This window comes from Cellvibrio fontiphilus (assembly GCF_042646205.1).
Classification (GTDB): Bacteria; Pseudomonadota; Gammaproteobacteria; order Pseudomonadales; family Cellvibrionaceae; genus Cellvibrio; species Cellvibrio fontiphilus_A.
The window spans coordinates 1-12,710 of sequence record NZ_JBHRTF010000013.1; the positions used below are offsets into that span (position 1 = coordinate 1).

Here is a 12,710-nt window from a genome sequence, read left to right on the forward strand (position 1 = left end):
AATTTAAAGCCCAATGTGTAGTCACGCTGAGTGCGTTTAATTCGAGCTGGGATAGTGTTTTCCAAAATAGGTCTCCAAGGTGTAAACCTATTTCAGGACGGGACACGATTAAACAAAAAGCCAGCGGGGTTACCTCGCTGGCTTTTTGTTTAAGTGCTGCTTTTTCCGCTGTGTTAAATAATTTTTATAACAAGCGCAACCGCCGTTACTTGAGGCTTGCAAATACTTCGGCAGCTATCGCCAAGGTATTATTAATATCGTCTTCCGTGTGTGCGCCTGACATAAACCCGGCCTCATAAGACGCCGGTGCTAAATACACACCGCGCGCCAGCATGCCGTGGAAGAATTTATTAAAACGCGGAATATCGCAGGCCATCACTTGTTTAAAGTTGGTGACTTTTTTCTCGCCGGTAAAAAAGAAACCGAACATGCTGCCAACATGGTTGGTGGTAAAGGGGATGCCGGCTTCATCTGCTAATTTTTGCAAGCCTTCCACCAATTGTGTGGTGCGCGCGCAGAGGTTGTCGTAAAAGCCTTCCTGCTCCAACAGCTCCAGGGTTTTTAAACCTGCCGCCATCGCCACCGGGTTGCCAGAGAGAGTGCCCGCCTGATACACAGGGCCGGAGGGCGCAATCATTTGCATAATATCGCGGCGCCCGCCAAACGCGCCCACCGGCATACCGCCGCCGATGACTTTGCCCAGGGTGATAATGTCGGCCTTCACACCGTAGTGCCCCTGTGCGCCTTGGTGAGCAACACGGAAACCAGTCATCACTTCATCAAAAATCAACACGCTGCCGTAGTGGTCGCACACTTCGCGCAGGCATTCCAAAAAGCCGGGCACGGGCGGCACACAATTCATATTGCCTACGACCGGTTCCACAATAATGCAGGCAATTTGATCGCCGAGTTTGGCAAAACATTCGCGCACCTGTTCGGCGTTGTTGTAATCCAGCGTGAGTGTGTGATCGGCCAGTACTGCGGGTACACCGGGTGAACTGGGCACACCCAAGGTGAGCGCGCCTGAACCGGCTTTAATTAACAGGGAATCGGAATGGCCGTGATAACAACCTTCAAATTTAATAATTTTGTCGCGCTTGGTGAAGGCGCGCGCCAGGCGAATGGCGCTCATGGTGGCCTCGGTGCCGGAGCTGACAAAGCGCACCATCTCCATATTGGGAATTAAGCTGCAAAGCTTTTCGGCGAGGGTGGTTTCGAGCTCGGTGGGCGCACCAAAACTCAACCCAAATTTGGCGGTTTCAATAACGCTATTAATCACCTCGGGGTGTGCATGACCCAGCACCATAGGCCCCCAGCTTTGTACGTAATCAATATATTTTTTGCCGTCTGCATCCCACACATAAGCGCCCAATGCTTTTTCAAAAAATACCGGCGTACCACCCACGGCTTTAAACGCGCGCACGGGGGAGTTCACTCCGCCGGGAATAGTTTTTTGGGCTTGTAAAAAGAGTTCTTCAGAGCGGCTCATGGAATTTCCTAGTCTGGTTACAAATGAATAAATTGTTGGGCTTGGGCGGCAATATCATCTGCCGAAAATAAACTGTGACAAACAGCGAGCATATCGGCGCCGGCAGTTAATAGTTGCTTGCCGTTTTCCAAGGTGATGCCGCCAATCACCACAATCGGTGTGGTGGGAAATTGTTGGCGCGCCTCGCTAATTAAACCAAGTGGTGCCGGGCGTGCATTGGGTTTGGTGCTGGATGGAAAAAAACGGCCAAAGGCGATGTAATTAGCGCTGTCTTTGATGGCTTGTTCGGCAAGCGCTAAGGAGTCGTGACAAGTGACACCGATAATCGCCTGACTGCCCAGCAGCAAACGCGCGGCAACCGGGCTGGTATCACCTTGCCCCAAGTGCACGCCCTGTGCGCCAACTTTTTGCGCGAGTTCCACATCATCGTTGATGAGTAATTGCGCATCATGTTGTGCGCAGAGTGCGCGCAATTGTTTTGCTTCGGCGAATCGACGCGGGTGGTCGCTGGATTTATCGCGGTACTGCACCAGCCTGCAGCCACCTATGAGTGCCGCGCCAACGGCAGAAAATAATTTTTCGCCGGGCAGTAATTGTGAGTCGGTAATCGCGTAGAGGTTGTTCATGACTGTGTTGCTGCGGTAATTAACTTTTGCTGGGCTTCCCGTGAATCTCTACGAAGATTCATGATTGGCTTCTCAAAAAACTTATAGACTATTATGGAAAATAAAAAGGTTAAAGCTACAGCTATTAAACTCGTTATATGGTTAGGTGTTATGTGTTCTTTCGATGTTACAAGTTGCTCTGTTATTGTTAGTATTGGCATATGAAATAGATACATGGCATAAGATATTTTACCCAAATGCTCGAGCATTCTTAAAAAATGATTGTTATTTTGGTTTGACTGAAATTTGTTTAAGTAGGCAATAGTCGCCAACCAAAAGCCTATAAGAGGAATTAGTCCATATATTAACAGTGGTGAAGCTAAGTTGAATTGATTTAGCCTGGTAGCTGTGTGAGTGGTGGTGTGGAAAATTATCCATATGATTAATGAAACAGAAAAAAACCATGTTATCAAGAGACGATGTCTCATGCGTGGTGTTGTTTTTGTGTTGTGAATGAAAAACGCGCTGAAGCCTCCTAGCAGGAAGGCTTGCAAGTTATAGAAAAAATCAAACCTTGCGGTGAATAGCCATTCTTTTCTTGTTAATGATATTCCATTCTGTGTGTGTTCAAAATTTCTAAAAAGAAAAACAGTGAAAATAAAAAATGCAAATAACACAAATAAGACTGTTTTAAGCAAGCCGAAATTATTAACTGCTTTTTTTGATAAAATATATATCCCGGGTGCTAAAGCAAAATAGAGCACTTCAATCGGCATTGTCCAGTAAACATGATTAAATATTATGCCATTCTCGGGTTTATAATTTTCCAAAAAAATAAATAACGACAGAACTCTCTCTGGCGAGTGAGTTGTTGCTTTCCAATAAATAATTGCACAGATCAGAATCGATAGGTAATAAAGAGGCAGTATGCGTAGAGCTCTGCTGAGATAGTATTTTTTAACTCCTGAAAATGTATAGGCTTCATGCCTATGCTGAAGAAATCCAAGTGTTATGAGGTGTCCGCTCAGTGTAAAAAAAATTAATACAGGAACGTAACCGAAGGGGTTGAATAGCCAGTCAAACCAATTTATGTGAATGATCTCGGATAGTTGAAATGAGTAATGACAAAAAACGACTGCTAATGCGCTTAATCCTCGGAGTATGAGTAAATAATCGTAGGTGTTTGACTGAGTGGACATGTTTCACTGGCCTGATATTAATTGTCTAATTAGTTCGGTTTTACAACTACCAAAATCACTATGCCCACTAATAACAGCACCGGAAATTCGTTGAACCAGCGAAAAAATACGTGGCTCTTGGTGCAGCGATCATCGCGCAGTTGTTTCCAATAAGCGATGCAGGCGTGGTGATAACCCGTGAGAATAGCCACCAGCACCAATTTGCACCAATACCAGCCTTGCGTGGAGTAATAGGCCCAGCCGAGCCAGCTCATCCAAATACCAAAAATAAACACAGCAATCATGGAGGGGTTAGCAATGCCGCGCAGAAGTTTACGCTCCATAATTTTAAAGCGCTCGCGGCTGATCTCATCTTCACTCATGGTGTGATACACAAACAGGCGCGGTAAATAAAACAGCGCGGCCATCCAGGTAATGACAGCAATAATGTGCAAGGCTTTTATCCAGAGCATAGGTTTACCCTAATCATTAAACTTGACCCTAAATTGTCATTAAATACGGTAGTAATTGTCGATCTTGTGTCGGCTGATTATACCCAGCGGCTGCTGTGAGTCGGTCAATGATTCAACCCAAAGCACATCCAGCTGTTGGCGATTCATCAACTCCAGGGCTTCATACAAATTGGCATCTGCACCTATCCGTGCCAGGTCATAGCGACGCGCGGGAATCTCTTGCAGGTCGATGCATTCATCGGGCGCTGCAGTTTGCAGGTAGCTGTTTAAGTCAGCGGGTTGCAGCAGCTGGTTGCTGTCGCGCAGCAGTATCCAATGCGGGTGATGGCTCAGTAATTGTGTCGCGGACTGTGTACTGATTTGTGCATCGCTTACTACCAAATGGCGATCCATCAAGCCGCGAACTCCCGTTCGGCTCAAGAGTTGCTCCATGGCTTCCGCACTGCGGAATTTTCCCTGCAGGCGCAACACATGCTGGAACAAACCATCGCAGTTAAAAACCCAGCGCGTGGTCAGGCAGGCGGCGATAACCACCAACATGCTGGGGAAAATAATATTCGGGTTATAGGTCAGTTCCAGAATTGCCATCATGGCTGCCAAGGGGGCATTGAGGGTTGCGCCCATCATCGCGCCCATACCCAGAATCACATAAAAGCCAATCGCACTGGCAGAGCCGGGCATGATCCACTGGGCGGCACTGCCAACGGCGCCACCCACACAGGCACCAATAAATAGAAGCGGCCCCACCACGCCGCCCGGCATACCGACACCAAGGCTTACCGAGGTGGCTAGTAATTTGGTGACGGCAATCGCGAGCAGCAGGGCGAAACCCAGCTCGCCCGCTAATGCGCTGCTGATGGTGTCGTAACCCACACCCATAATTTGCGGAATCCACAGGGCGCAGATACCGGTAAACAATCCCGCCAAGGCGAAACGCAGTGCAATAGGGCGGTTCAAGGCCCAGCGACAGCTTGCACCGTGCAGGCGAATATAGGCCGCTGCAAATACTGCAACCACCAGCCCGACCAAGCCCATCAAGGGCAATTCGCGCAAGTCGCCCATCACCGATTGGGCATTGATAAAGGCGATTTCCGGGCCAAAGGCGAGGCGAGTCATGGTTGCACCGGCAACGGCCGCGAGTGTAACGGGGATAAACCCGGCGATGGTGTATTCCAGAATCACCACCTCCATCGCAAAAATAACGCCCGCCATGGGTGTGTTGAAACAGGCGGCTATTGCGGCGGCAACGCCACAGCCCGCCAGTGGGCGCAGGCTATTGGCAGGCAATTTTAACCACTGGCCAAGCAGGCTCCCGCTACCTGCGCCCAAATGGACTGCTGGCCCTTCGCGCCCAACGGATTGCCCTGTGAGCAGGCAAGTGGCACCGCCAAAAAATTGGGTGATGACATTACCCAAAGGCATGCGCCCCTGATGATTCTGCAGGCGATCCATGACATGCCCAATACTGGTAGCGTGGTGGCGTTTATCGACAAATTGCAAAACCAGGCCCAGCGCCACTGCGCCAACAACCGGTAAGCCAAAGTGCAGCAGGGGGCTAATCGCCTCAAAGTTTTCAAAATTGCCGGGCAAAAAATAGCCCAGTGGCAACTCTACTGCCCAGCGGAAAAGCACAATCACGCCGCCGGCGATAATGCCGGTAATTAACCCCAGAAGCGTTAATTGGGGCAGGGCATCCGCGCTTGCCAGTTGGTCGCGCAGGGATTCGCTCCATCGACTAAGTGCAGAGCCTGATGAAGTTTGTTGCCGGGTATTGGGGTCAAAATTCACGGGATATTCCTGATGGCATGTTCGCTGTGATGCCATATCTGTTTTGGGCAGCCTAGGCAGCTTTTACTTTCGATTTATGGGCAAGGCTCTTATGATAGCCCTCTTTCATTGCTGGCTAGGGGCGCTCAGGATACCAGAGTAAAGCCCCGCCAAATTGGTTGCAGCTGGCAGAGTGTTGATATCAAACAAATTGTGAGGGGGTTGAGGTGATTAAAGCGGCGATTGTGGGTGGGACTGGCTATACCGGCGTTGAGTTGCTGCGCCTGCTATCCAAACATCCTCAGGTTGAGGTTTGTGTGATCACCTCGCGCGCTGAGGCGGGCACCAAAGTGGCGGATATGTACCCCAACTTGCGCGGTCATGTCGATTTGGCGTTCACCGAGCCGGATGTTGCGGTACTGGGTGAGTGCGATGTCGTGTTTTTTGCTACTCCTCACGGCGTAGCGCAGAACATGATGGCGGGTTTGATGAATACCAAAGCGCGCATTATTGATTTGTCCGCTGACTTCCGTATCCGCGACGTGCCGCTCTGGGAGAAATGGTACAACCAGCCCCACGGCGCCCCGGATCTTGTCGCCCAGGCTGTCTATGGCTTGCCTGAAGTCAATCGCGCTGCAATACGCACGGCCAAACTGGTTGCTTGCCCCGGCTGTTATCCCACTGCCACCCAACTGGGCTATTTACCGCTGATTGAAAATAATCTGGTCGATCCCACCCGTCTGATTGCCAACGCCGCCAGCGGTGCCAGTGGCGCCGGTCGCCAAGCTAAAATCGACAATCTGTTAATGGAAATCAGCGACAGCTTCAAAGCCTACGGTGTTGCGGGGCATCGCCACTTGCCAGAAATCGAGCAGGGCTTGCGCGACGTACAGCCCTCCGGCGCCGCGCCGGTGGCGCTGACCTTTGTACCGCATTTGTTGCCGATCATTCGCGGCATTCACGCGACTCTCTATGCAACCTTGCTTGATGCTAACCAAGTGCCCGATTTGCAGAAACTGTATGAAGATCGCTACGCCAATGAGCCGTTTGTCGATGTTCTGCCTGCTGGCGACTTGCCGCAAACCCGCAGTGTAAAAGGCTCCAATGTGTGTCGTATTTCGGTAGTTCGTCCGCAACAGCGTGATACTGTTGTGGTGCTGTCGGTGATCGACAACCTCACCAAAGGCGCTTCCGGTCAGGCGATTCAGAACATGAATATCATGTTTGGTTTTGAGGAGACCGCCGGCTTGGATGTGGTTGCGCTCATCCCCTAAATTGCAGTTGTTACGCGCGGGGCATATCGGTGCCCCGCAATAATAAGAATGACGAGAAATAAATCCGTTATGGCTAAAGTCAAAGGCTCTCCGGTCTATCGTTTGAAAATCGTACCACACCGCCCATTGCGATCTGTGTTGATTGCTCTTGTAATCACGGTGCTGGTTTTGGCAGCGATTGTCGCTAGCTATCTTTATGCTGAACGCAAAACCAGTCAGCACAGGCTCTCCCCGGATGAGGCGCTGAGCCTGAAGAGTCAGTTAGAAACTCTCACCAACGAGTCTGTCGAGTTGCGGCGCGAGCTGGCAACTTACCAGCTTAGTGCAGAAGTGGATCGTCAGGCGGGTGAGGAGCTGCGCAAGCGGGTTGTCGAGTTGCGAGCTGAAAAAGCGGCATTACAACGCGATATTGATGTTTACCGAATCCTCACATCCAATAAAAACAGCAATCCACAAGGCATTAGTTTCGGGGTGTTTTCAGTTGCGCCAGCTTCTGAAGGAAAGCATCTGTTCAAACTGGTGGTTCAGAAATTGGCCGGTGGTGAAGATGATTTCACCGGTGAGCTGTCGGCTACTATTGTCGGGCAGCGCAATGGCGAAGAGGTGAGGTTCTCCCTGCATGAGCTTGCGCTCAACAACAATGATCCACTTGCCGCGAATATTCCGCTGAATTTTAAGTTTTTCCAAAATATCGAAACGGAAATCGTTATACCCGAAGGTTTCAGCCCTGGCCGCCTGGAGTTAGCGGTAAAGTCCAATGCGCGTCGCAATCCTGCAAAGGTGCAAGCACAGCTGGAATGGCCTGAACACAAATAGTCATCGATTGAGGAGCCGCTAATGGCATTTTCGAACAACCACACCCTGATATCGCGTGCCACCAAAGTGGTAGGCGACTTGCATTTCACTGGTGAGTTGCAGCTTGAAGGAAAGGTGACCGGCAATATCATTGCCGAGAATGAAAAAGATGCGAAATTGGTTATCGCTGATACTGGTGTTGTTGAGGGTGAAATACGCGCGCCTGTTATTATTGTGAATGGCAAAGTGCAGGGAAACATATACTCCAGCAAGCACCTTGAGCTGGCGGCCAAAGGTAATGTTATTGGTACTGTCCATTACCACTCAGTCGAGATGGTTAAGGGGGCACAAGTAAATGGGAGTATGGTGAATACCCAGCAGCAGGCCACGGGATCTCTGGATATAGCACCTGAGTAGCTTAATAGTTGACTGTTTTACTGGGGTAAATGGATAATAATCTGCCTCCACACCGTGGTCGCTATGTTATCCGGAGTATTTATGCCTACCGCCGAAATTTACATTCCTCAAGTCGTTACCGTTACCGATAGCGCTGTGGCAAAAGTTAAAAGCCTGATTGAAGAAGAGGATAATCCTGATCTGAAGTTGCGCGTTTATGTGACGGGTGGCGGTTGTTCCGGTTTTCAGTACGGCTTTACCTTCGATGAGGCTGTAGCTGACGATGACTCTGTCGTTGAAAAAGAAGGAATTAAGGTTGTAGTGGATGCAATGAGTTACCCTTATCTTGTTGGTGCCAAGGTAGACTACGAAGAGGGATTACAAGGCTCCAAGTTTGTTATCCAAAACCCTAACGCCTCCAGCACCTGTGGTTGTGGTTCTTCGTTCACTGTATAAAACACTCTGTGCGTTTGTTCACGCGTAATAAACGCCCCCCAGAATTACCTCTCTGCGCGCCCCCGTCACCGATTTCAAATTGCCTGGTCGGTGATTGATGGTTTGCTGTGCTAACCAAGCAAAGGCCATCGCCTCTATCCACTGTGGATCTATCCCTAGTTGTGCGGTTGTTGCCACCTGATTGTCGCCAAAAAGGTCGCTTAGTCGAGACATCAACTGATGGTTGTATGCGCCTCCGCCACAAACAAATACTGCAATGGAGGCTTCGTTTAATTGCTTGATTGCATCACAGACAGAGACGGCCGTTAGTTCCAGTAAAGTGGCTTGCACGTCTTCTGGTTTGATTATTCGTTTATTTAGAGTTGATACAAGCCATTCATAATTGAATGTTTCGCGCCCTGTGCTCTTGGGAGCGGGTTTGGCAAAAAAGTTATGCGCTAGCAATTGGTGGAGTAGTTGCTGGTCGACTCGGCCGGAAGCAGCCCAAGCCCCCGATTTATCGTAGCGCGTGCCTAGATGAGTTAGCGTCCAGCTATCCATTAATGCGTTTGCCGGGCCAGTATCAAAGCCAAGTGTTGGGCCTTGTTTGGGGAGCCAGGTAATATTTGCCATGCCCCCTAAGTTTACTATTGCGCGGTGTTCATCCGGGCAGTGAAATAGGGCTCGATGAAATGCAGGAACCAGTGGTGCTCCCTGCCCCCCGGCAGCCATATCTCTGCGCCGGAAATCAGCTACCGTAGTAATGCCTGTCAGTTCTGCAATTAGGTTGGGGTCGCCAATCTGGAGCGTGAAACAACCTTCATTCGACCCTGGTGGACGATGCCTGATAGTTTGTCCGTGACTGCCAATAGCGACTATTTTTCCTGCATTGATATTTGCCTCGCGCAACAAGGCAAGGCAGGCTTGGCTAAAAAGCTCTGCCAGTTGGATATCGAGTTTGCCCAGACGATCAATTTCATTCGCGGATGGTTGAGCTAATGCATGAATCTCGTTGCGGATTTCACTACCCAGAGGGCTGCTATATTTGGCGATAATATGCGGGGAGGCTTGGAAATCAACTAATACGGCGTCAATTGCATCTGCACTAGTGCCGGACATCAGGCCGATGTAAAGCTGAGGCGAAGGCATTTTTCATTCCCTCTATAAGGCTGCGCCCCTTAATGCAGCGGCAGCATGAGTTGAGGGCTAATTGTCGTTGGAATTGTTCTTCGCAACCGCCAAGCGATTGTTAGATTTGAATTGATCAAGTTTGGCAATGAGCGGTCGAGTAGTCTCATTGAAGCGGGCGAGTTCTGCTTTGTCTATTCCTATTGCTTTTGGTAATGGAACAGTAACCGGATTGCGCACCTGCCCATTTACATGAAATTCATAGTGCAGATGAGGGCCCGAAGCAAGTCCGGTAGAGCCTACATAACCTATTACGTCACCTTGGCTTACTCTTGCGCCACTACGCATGCCTTTGGCGAACGCATTCATATGCCCATAAAGAGTTTGAATGCCTTGGCCGTGCTGGATGATTACCGTGTTGCCATAACCCCCTTTACGTCCGGCAAAAGATACTTTGCCGTTACCTGTTGCGCGGATTGGTGTGCCCCGAGCAGCGGCATAATCTGTGCCTTTATGAGCGCGAATAATGTGTAATACAGGGTGTTTGCGTGCAAGATTGAAATGTGAACTGATGCGTGCGAATTCAATAGGTGTCCGCAGGAAGGCTTTATGCATGCCTCTGCCATCTGGGGTGTAGTAGGCGCTGTGGCCGTCTTTGTCTGTATATCTGACCGCTTTGAAGGTTTTGCCGCCGTTTGTAAATTCTGCCGCTATAACTTTACCAAACCCAATCTTCTTGCCTTTAAGGAATTGTTCTTCATACATAACCTTAAAGCTGTCACCTTTTTGGATATCAAGTGCAAAGTCTATATCCCAGCCAAAAATGTTCGCCATTTCCATGGTTAAAGGGCTTGGCATGCCTGCACGCTTGCCTGCCATGTAGAGCGAGCTATCTATTGTGCCTTGGCGAAAAGCATATTTTACGTCAGGTTTGAGTGTAATTTGTTTGCCAGAGAATCCCTTGCTGCTGCGCTCAAAGGTAAGGCTGTCTAGCTCACTAATAATATATTTAAGCCCTGTAAGGCGGCCATCTTCAACCAGGAAAGACATCTTTTGTCCAGGGCGAATATGGCGCAAATCCTTTGCCTCTTTCGCGTCGCTGAATAGCTCGTAGATGGCGCGATCATTTAGTCCTGCGCGCTTAAATAGAATGGACAAGTTATCGCCATTTTGAACGGTAAACTCTTTCCATTGTGGGCCAACTGGTTCGGGGGTAATGACAACGGTTTTTTCCGGCTTGGCGGCAACTTCCTGAATAATTGATTCAACGGGTGGAATTGCAATTGGGGTTGCTTGAGTCTCTATACCCTGAATTTCGAGGCCGGGTATATTAGTGCTTTGAGTGATAACTGATGGTCTTTTTGCGTCATCCGTGATGCTAAGAGCAGCTATTAATCCAGTCGAAACAAGTGCGGCAGCAGCCAGATGCCCGCGCGGCACATGCTCCAACAAGGTCGATCGAATAATTCGGTAATAGTGCTTTATTGTCGGCATGAGGAAATCTTTCGCATTTCTTTATATAGAGAAGTGATCCAAGAAAGAGCATTTATAGCAGAAAAAAATCCCCTTAACACCCCAAAAATTCATAAGTTTGCAACAAGCGGTTCTGCAGGCCTTGTATTTAAGAAGGGATCGGGTATTGTTGCCGGCTTTTTTGTTCCCGTTCGAAACACTTTGAAAAGGTTTGATTGGTGCGTTATGACTGCTATTGACACTAATTTTCTGCAGGAGTTACAGGGGCGCGGCTTGATTGCCCAGATGACTGGTGGAGATGCAATTATTGAGCATCTCAATTCTGGTAGCCGCACTCTTTATTGTGGGTTTGATCCTACCGCAGATAGTTTGCACATAGGTAGTTTGGTGCCCCTTTTGATGCTCAAGCGTTTCCAGATGGCAGGCCATAAGCCTATCGCGCTGGTCGGCGGGGCAACCGGTCTAATTGGCGACCCAAGCTTCAAGGCTCAAGAGCGTAAACTCAATACTGCCGATGTGGTTGCAGGGTGGGTGGATAAGCTTAAAAAACAAGTAAGTCAGTTCATTGATTTTGATTGCGGCGCAAACTCTGCTGAATTGGTCAACAATCTTGATTGGGTGGGCAAGATGGATGTGCTCACCTTCTTGCGTGATGTAGGTAAGCACTTTTCTGTCAACAATATGATTAATAAAGAGTCAGTTAAGCAGCGCATAGAGCGTGAAGGTGAGGGTATCTCCTTTACCGAATTTACCTACATGCTGCTGCAGTCCTACGACTTTGCTGAGCTGTACTCACGTAATGCCTGCACCTTGCAGATCGGCGGTAGTGATCAGTGGGGCAATATTACAGGTGGTATTGATTTGACCCGCCGCATGCGCTCCGCTCATGTGTTTGGTTTGACTATGCCGTTGGTGACTAAATCTGACGGCACTAAATTTGGAAAAACTGAGTCAGGTACTGTTTGGCTTGATGCTTCCAAAACATCTCCTTATGCCTTCTATCAGTTTTGGTTGAATACAGCAGATGCTGATGTTTATAAGTTTCTTCGTTACTTCACTTTTTTGTCGGTCGATCAGATTGCTTTAATTGAAGAGGAGGATGTTGCTCGTCAAGGCAAGCCTGATGCTCAGCGCATTCTGGCTGAAGAGGTCACTAGAATTGTCCATGGCGAGGCTGCGCTTCATGCTGCGCAGCGCATCACGCAGGCGCTATTTAGTGGCGAAATTGTAGACTTGAGTGAGTCTGATTTTATGCAGTTGCAGCAGGATGGCTTGCCTTCATCAAGATTGGATCGTTCAGTGCTGCCTGATTTGTCTATGACGCAGTTATTGGCTGATGTTGAGTTGGCTGCGTCCGGCAAGCAAATTAAGGATGCGCTTGCTCGGAGCGCAATATTTGTTAACGGCGTTGCGCAGGGGGCAGAAGATAATATGAATTTGCCGAGTGTGTTTGCCGCTGAAAAAGCATTTTTTGGCCGCTTTTATTTGGTTCGTGTCGGTAAAAGGAAATGCCACTTGTTCTGCATTGGGTGAGTTTTGGGCTGTTTGGTTGTTGGTTGTTCTTTGTGTGTGGTGGTTTTGAATTTAATAAGAAAAAAGCTTGCGTTGGTGCGGTGCGATTCGTATAGTGCGCGCCCTGTCGAGCAGCGACCCGGTAACAACATCAAGCTCGATAAGTTGTAAAAAATTAATGAAAT

The 12,710-nt window shown here is 49.0% G+C and carries 12 protein-coding genes; 5 read left to right on the forward strand and 7 right to left on the reverse strand.

Translation table 11 applies throughout. The annotated features are described in order from the left end of the window. Nucleotides 1-205 precede the first annotated feature (205 nt). From hemL to ACFODX_RS16120, 5 genes are read right to left on the reverse strand one after another with little or no spacing between them, the layout of a single operon-like run. The gene (hemL, locus tag ACFODX_RS16100) at nucleotides 206-1,489 is read right to left on the reverse strand and encodes a glutamate-1-semialdehyde 2,1-aminomutase (protein WP_378121045.1); all 1,284 of its coding nucleotides are present in this window, start codon (nucleotides 1,487-1,489) and stop codon (nucleotides 206-208) included. A 17-nt stretch (nucleotides 1,490-1,506) separates the two neighbouring features. After that, on the reverse strand, nucleotides 1,507-2,115 hold the full coding sequence (gene thiE, locus ACFODX_RS16105) for a thiamine phosphate synthase (protein WP_378121046.1): 609 nt from the start codon (nucleotides 2,113-2,115) through the stop codon (nucleotides 1,507-1,509). Continuing rightward, nucleotides 2,112-3,293: an acyltransferase family protein gene (locus ACFODX_RS16110; RefSeq protein ID WP_378121048.1), complete on the reverse strand. Its 1,182-nt coding sequence runs from the start codon at nucleotides 3,291-3,293 to the stop codon at nucleotides 2,112-2,114. The genes thiE and ACFODX_RS16110 overlap by 4 nt, the downstream gene beginning before the upstream one ends. A 29-nt stretch (nucleotides 3,294-3,322) precedes the next feature. Then, nucleotides 3,323-3,745, reverse strand: a complete 423-nt coding sequence (locus ACFODX_RS16115; protein ID WP_378121050.1) for a CopD family protein — start codon at nucleotides 3,743-3,745, stop codon at nucleotides 3,323-3,325. A gap of 39 nt (nucleotides 3,746-3,784) precedes the next feature. Next, nucleotides 3,785-5,533: a chloride channel protein gene (locus tag ACFODX_RS16120; RefSeq protein WP_378121052.1), complete on the reverse strand. Its 1,749-nt coding sequence runs from the start codon at nucleotides 5,531-5,533 to the stop codon at nucleotides 3,785-3,787. A gap of 206 nt (nucleotides 5,534-5,739) precedes the next feature. On the opposite strand from ACFODX_RS16120, the gene argC reads away from it, so the two are divergent. The 4 genes from argC (at nucleotide 5,740) to erpA (ending at nucleotide 8,433) form a co-directional block, all read left to right on the forward strand. Continuing rightward, nucleotides 5,740-6,786 carry an N-acetyl-gamma-glutamyl-phosphate reductase gene (argC, locus tag ACFODX_RS16125; RefSeq protein ID WP_378121054.1) on the forward strand — a complete coding sequence of 349 codons (1,047 nt, stop codon included), beginning with the start codon at nucleotides 5,740-5,742 and terminating at the stop codon, nucleotides 6,784-6,786. 69 nt (nucleotides 6,787-6,855) lie between these two features. Continuing rightward, nucleotides 6,856-7,602, forward strand: coding sequence for a DUF6776 family protein (locus ACFODX_RS16130; RefSeq protein WP_378121056.1), 747 nt, complete (start codon nucleotides 6,856-6,858; stop codon nucleotides 7,600-7,602). 21 nt (nucleotides 7,603-7,623) lie between these two features. Beyond that, nucleotides 7,624-7,998: a bactofilin family protein gene (locus ACFODX_RS16135; protein ID WP_378121058.1), complete on the forward strand. Its 375-nt coding sequence runs from the start codon at nucleotides 7,624-7,626 to the stop codon at nucleotides 7,996-7,998. A gap of 81 nt (nucleotides 7,999-8,079) precedes the next feature. Next, nucleotides 8,080-8,433: an iron-sulfur cluster insertion protein ErpA gene (erpA, locus tag ACFODX_RS16140; protein WP_378121061.1), complete on the forward strand. Its 354-nt coding sequence runs from the start codon at nucleotides 8,080-8,082 to the stop codon at nucleotides 8,431-8,433. Nucleotides 8,434-8,451: 18 nt separating this feature from the next. Here the strand turns inward: erpA and ACFODX_RS16145 are convergent, their stop codons facing one another. Further along, entirely contained in the window at nucleotides 8,452-9,561 is a 1,110-nt protein-coding gene (locus ACFODX_RS16145; RefSeq protein WP_378121063.1) for an anhydro-N-acetylmuramic acid kinase, read from the reverse strand. A gap of 57 nt (nucleotides 9,562-9,618) precedes the next feature. Continuing rightward, complete coding sequence (locus ACFODX_RS16150; protein WP_378121065.1) at nucleotides 9,619-10,992, reverse strand: OapA family protein; 1,374 nt, start codon at nucleotides 10,990-10,992, stop codon at nucleotides 9,619-9,621. 246 nt (nucleotides 10,993-11,238) lie between these two features. Between ACFODX_RS16150 and tyrS the strand changes: the two genes are divergently transcribed. After that, nucleotides 11,239-12,546 carry a tyrosine--tRNA ligase gene (gene tyrS, locus ACFODX_RS16155; protein ID WP_378121068.1) on the forward strand — a complete coding sequence of 436 codons (1,308 nt, stop codon included), beginning with the start codon at nucleotides 11,239-11,241 and terminating at the stop codon, nucleotides 12,544-12,546. The last annotated feature ends 164 nt before the right edge of the window (nucleotides 12,547-12,710 follow it).

Coding starts and splice junctions, on each gene's coding strand:
- hemL (WP_378121045.1), bottom strand. CDS start 1,489: ATGAGCCGCTCTGAAGAACTCTTTTTACAAGCCCAAAAAACTATTCCC.
- thiE (WP_378121046.1), bottom strand. CDS start 2,115: ATGAACAACCTCTACGCGATTACCGACTCACAATTACTGCCCGGCGAA.
- ACFODX_RS16110 (WP_378121048.1), bottom strand. CDS start 3,293: ATGTCCACTCAGTCAAACACCTACGATTATTTACTCATACTCCGAGGA.
- ACFODX_RS16115 (WP_378121050.1), bottom strand. CDS start 3,745: ATGCTCTGGATAAAAGCCTTGCACATTATTGCTGTCATTACCTGGATG.
- ACFODX_RS16130 (WP_378121056.1), top strand. CDS start 6,856: ATGGCTAAAGTCAAAGGCTCTCCGGTCTATCGTTTGAAAATCGTACCA.
- ACFODX_RS16135 (WP_378121058.1), top strand. CDS start 7,624: ATGGCATTTTCGAACAACCACACCCTGATATCGCGTGCCACCAAAGTG.
- erpA (WP_378121061.1), top strand. CDS start 8,080: ATGCCTACCGCCGAAATTTACATTCCTCAAGTCGTTACCGTTACCGAT.
- ACFODX_RS16145 (WP_378121063.1), bottom strand. CDS start 9,561: ATGCCTTCGCCTCAGCTTTACATCGGCCTGATGTCCGGCACTAGTGCA.
- tyrS (WP_378121068.1), top strand. CDS start 11,239: ATGACTGCTATTGACACTAATTTTCTGCAGGAGTTACAGGGGCGCGGC.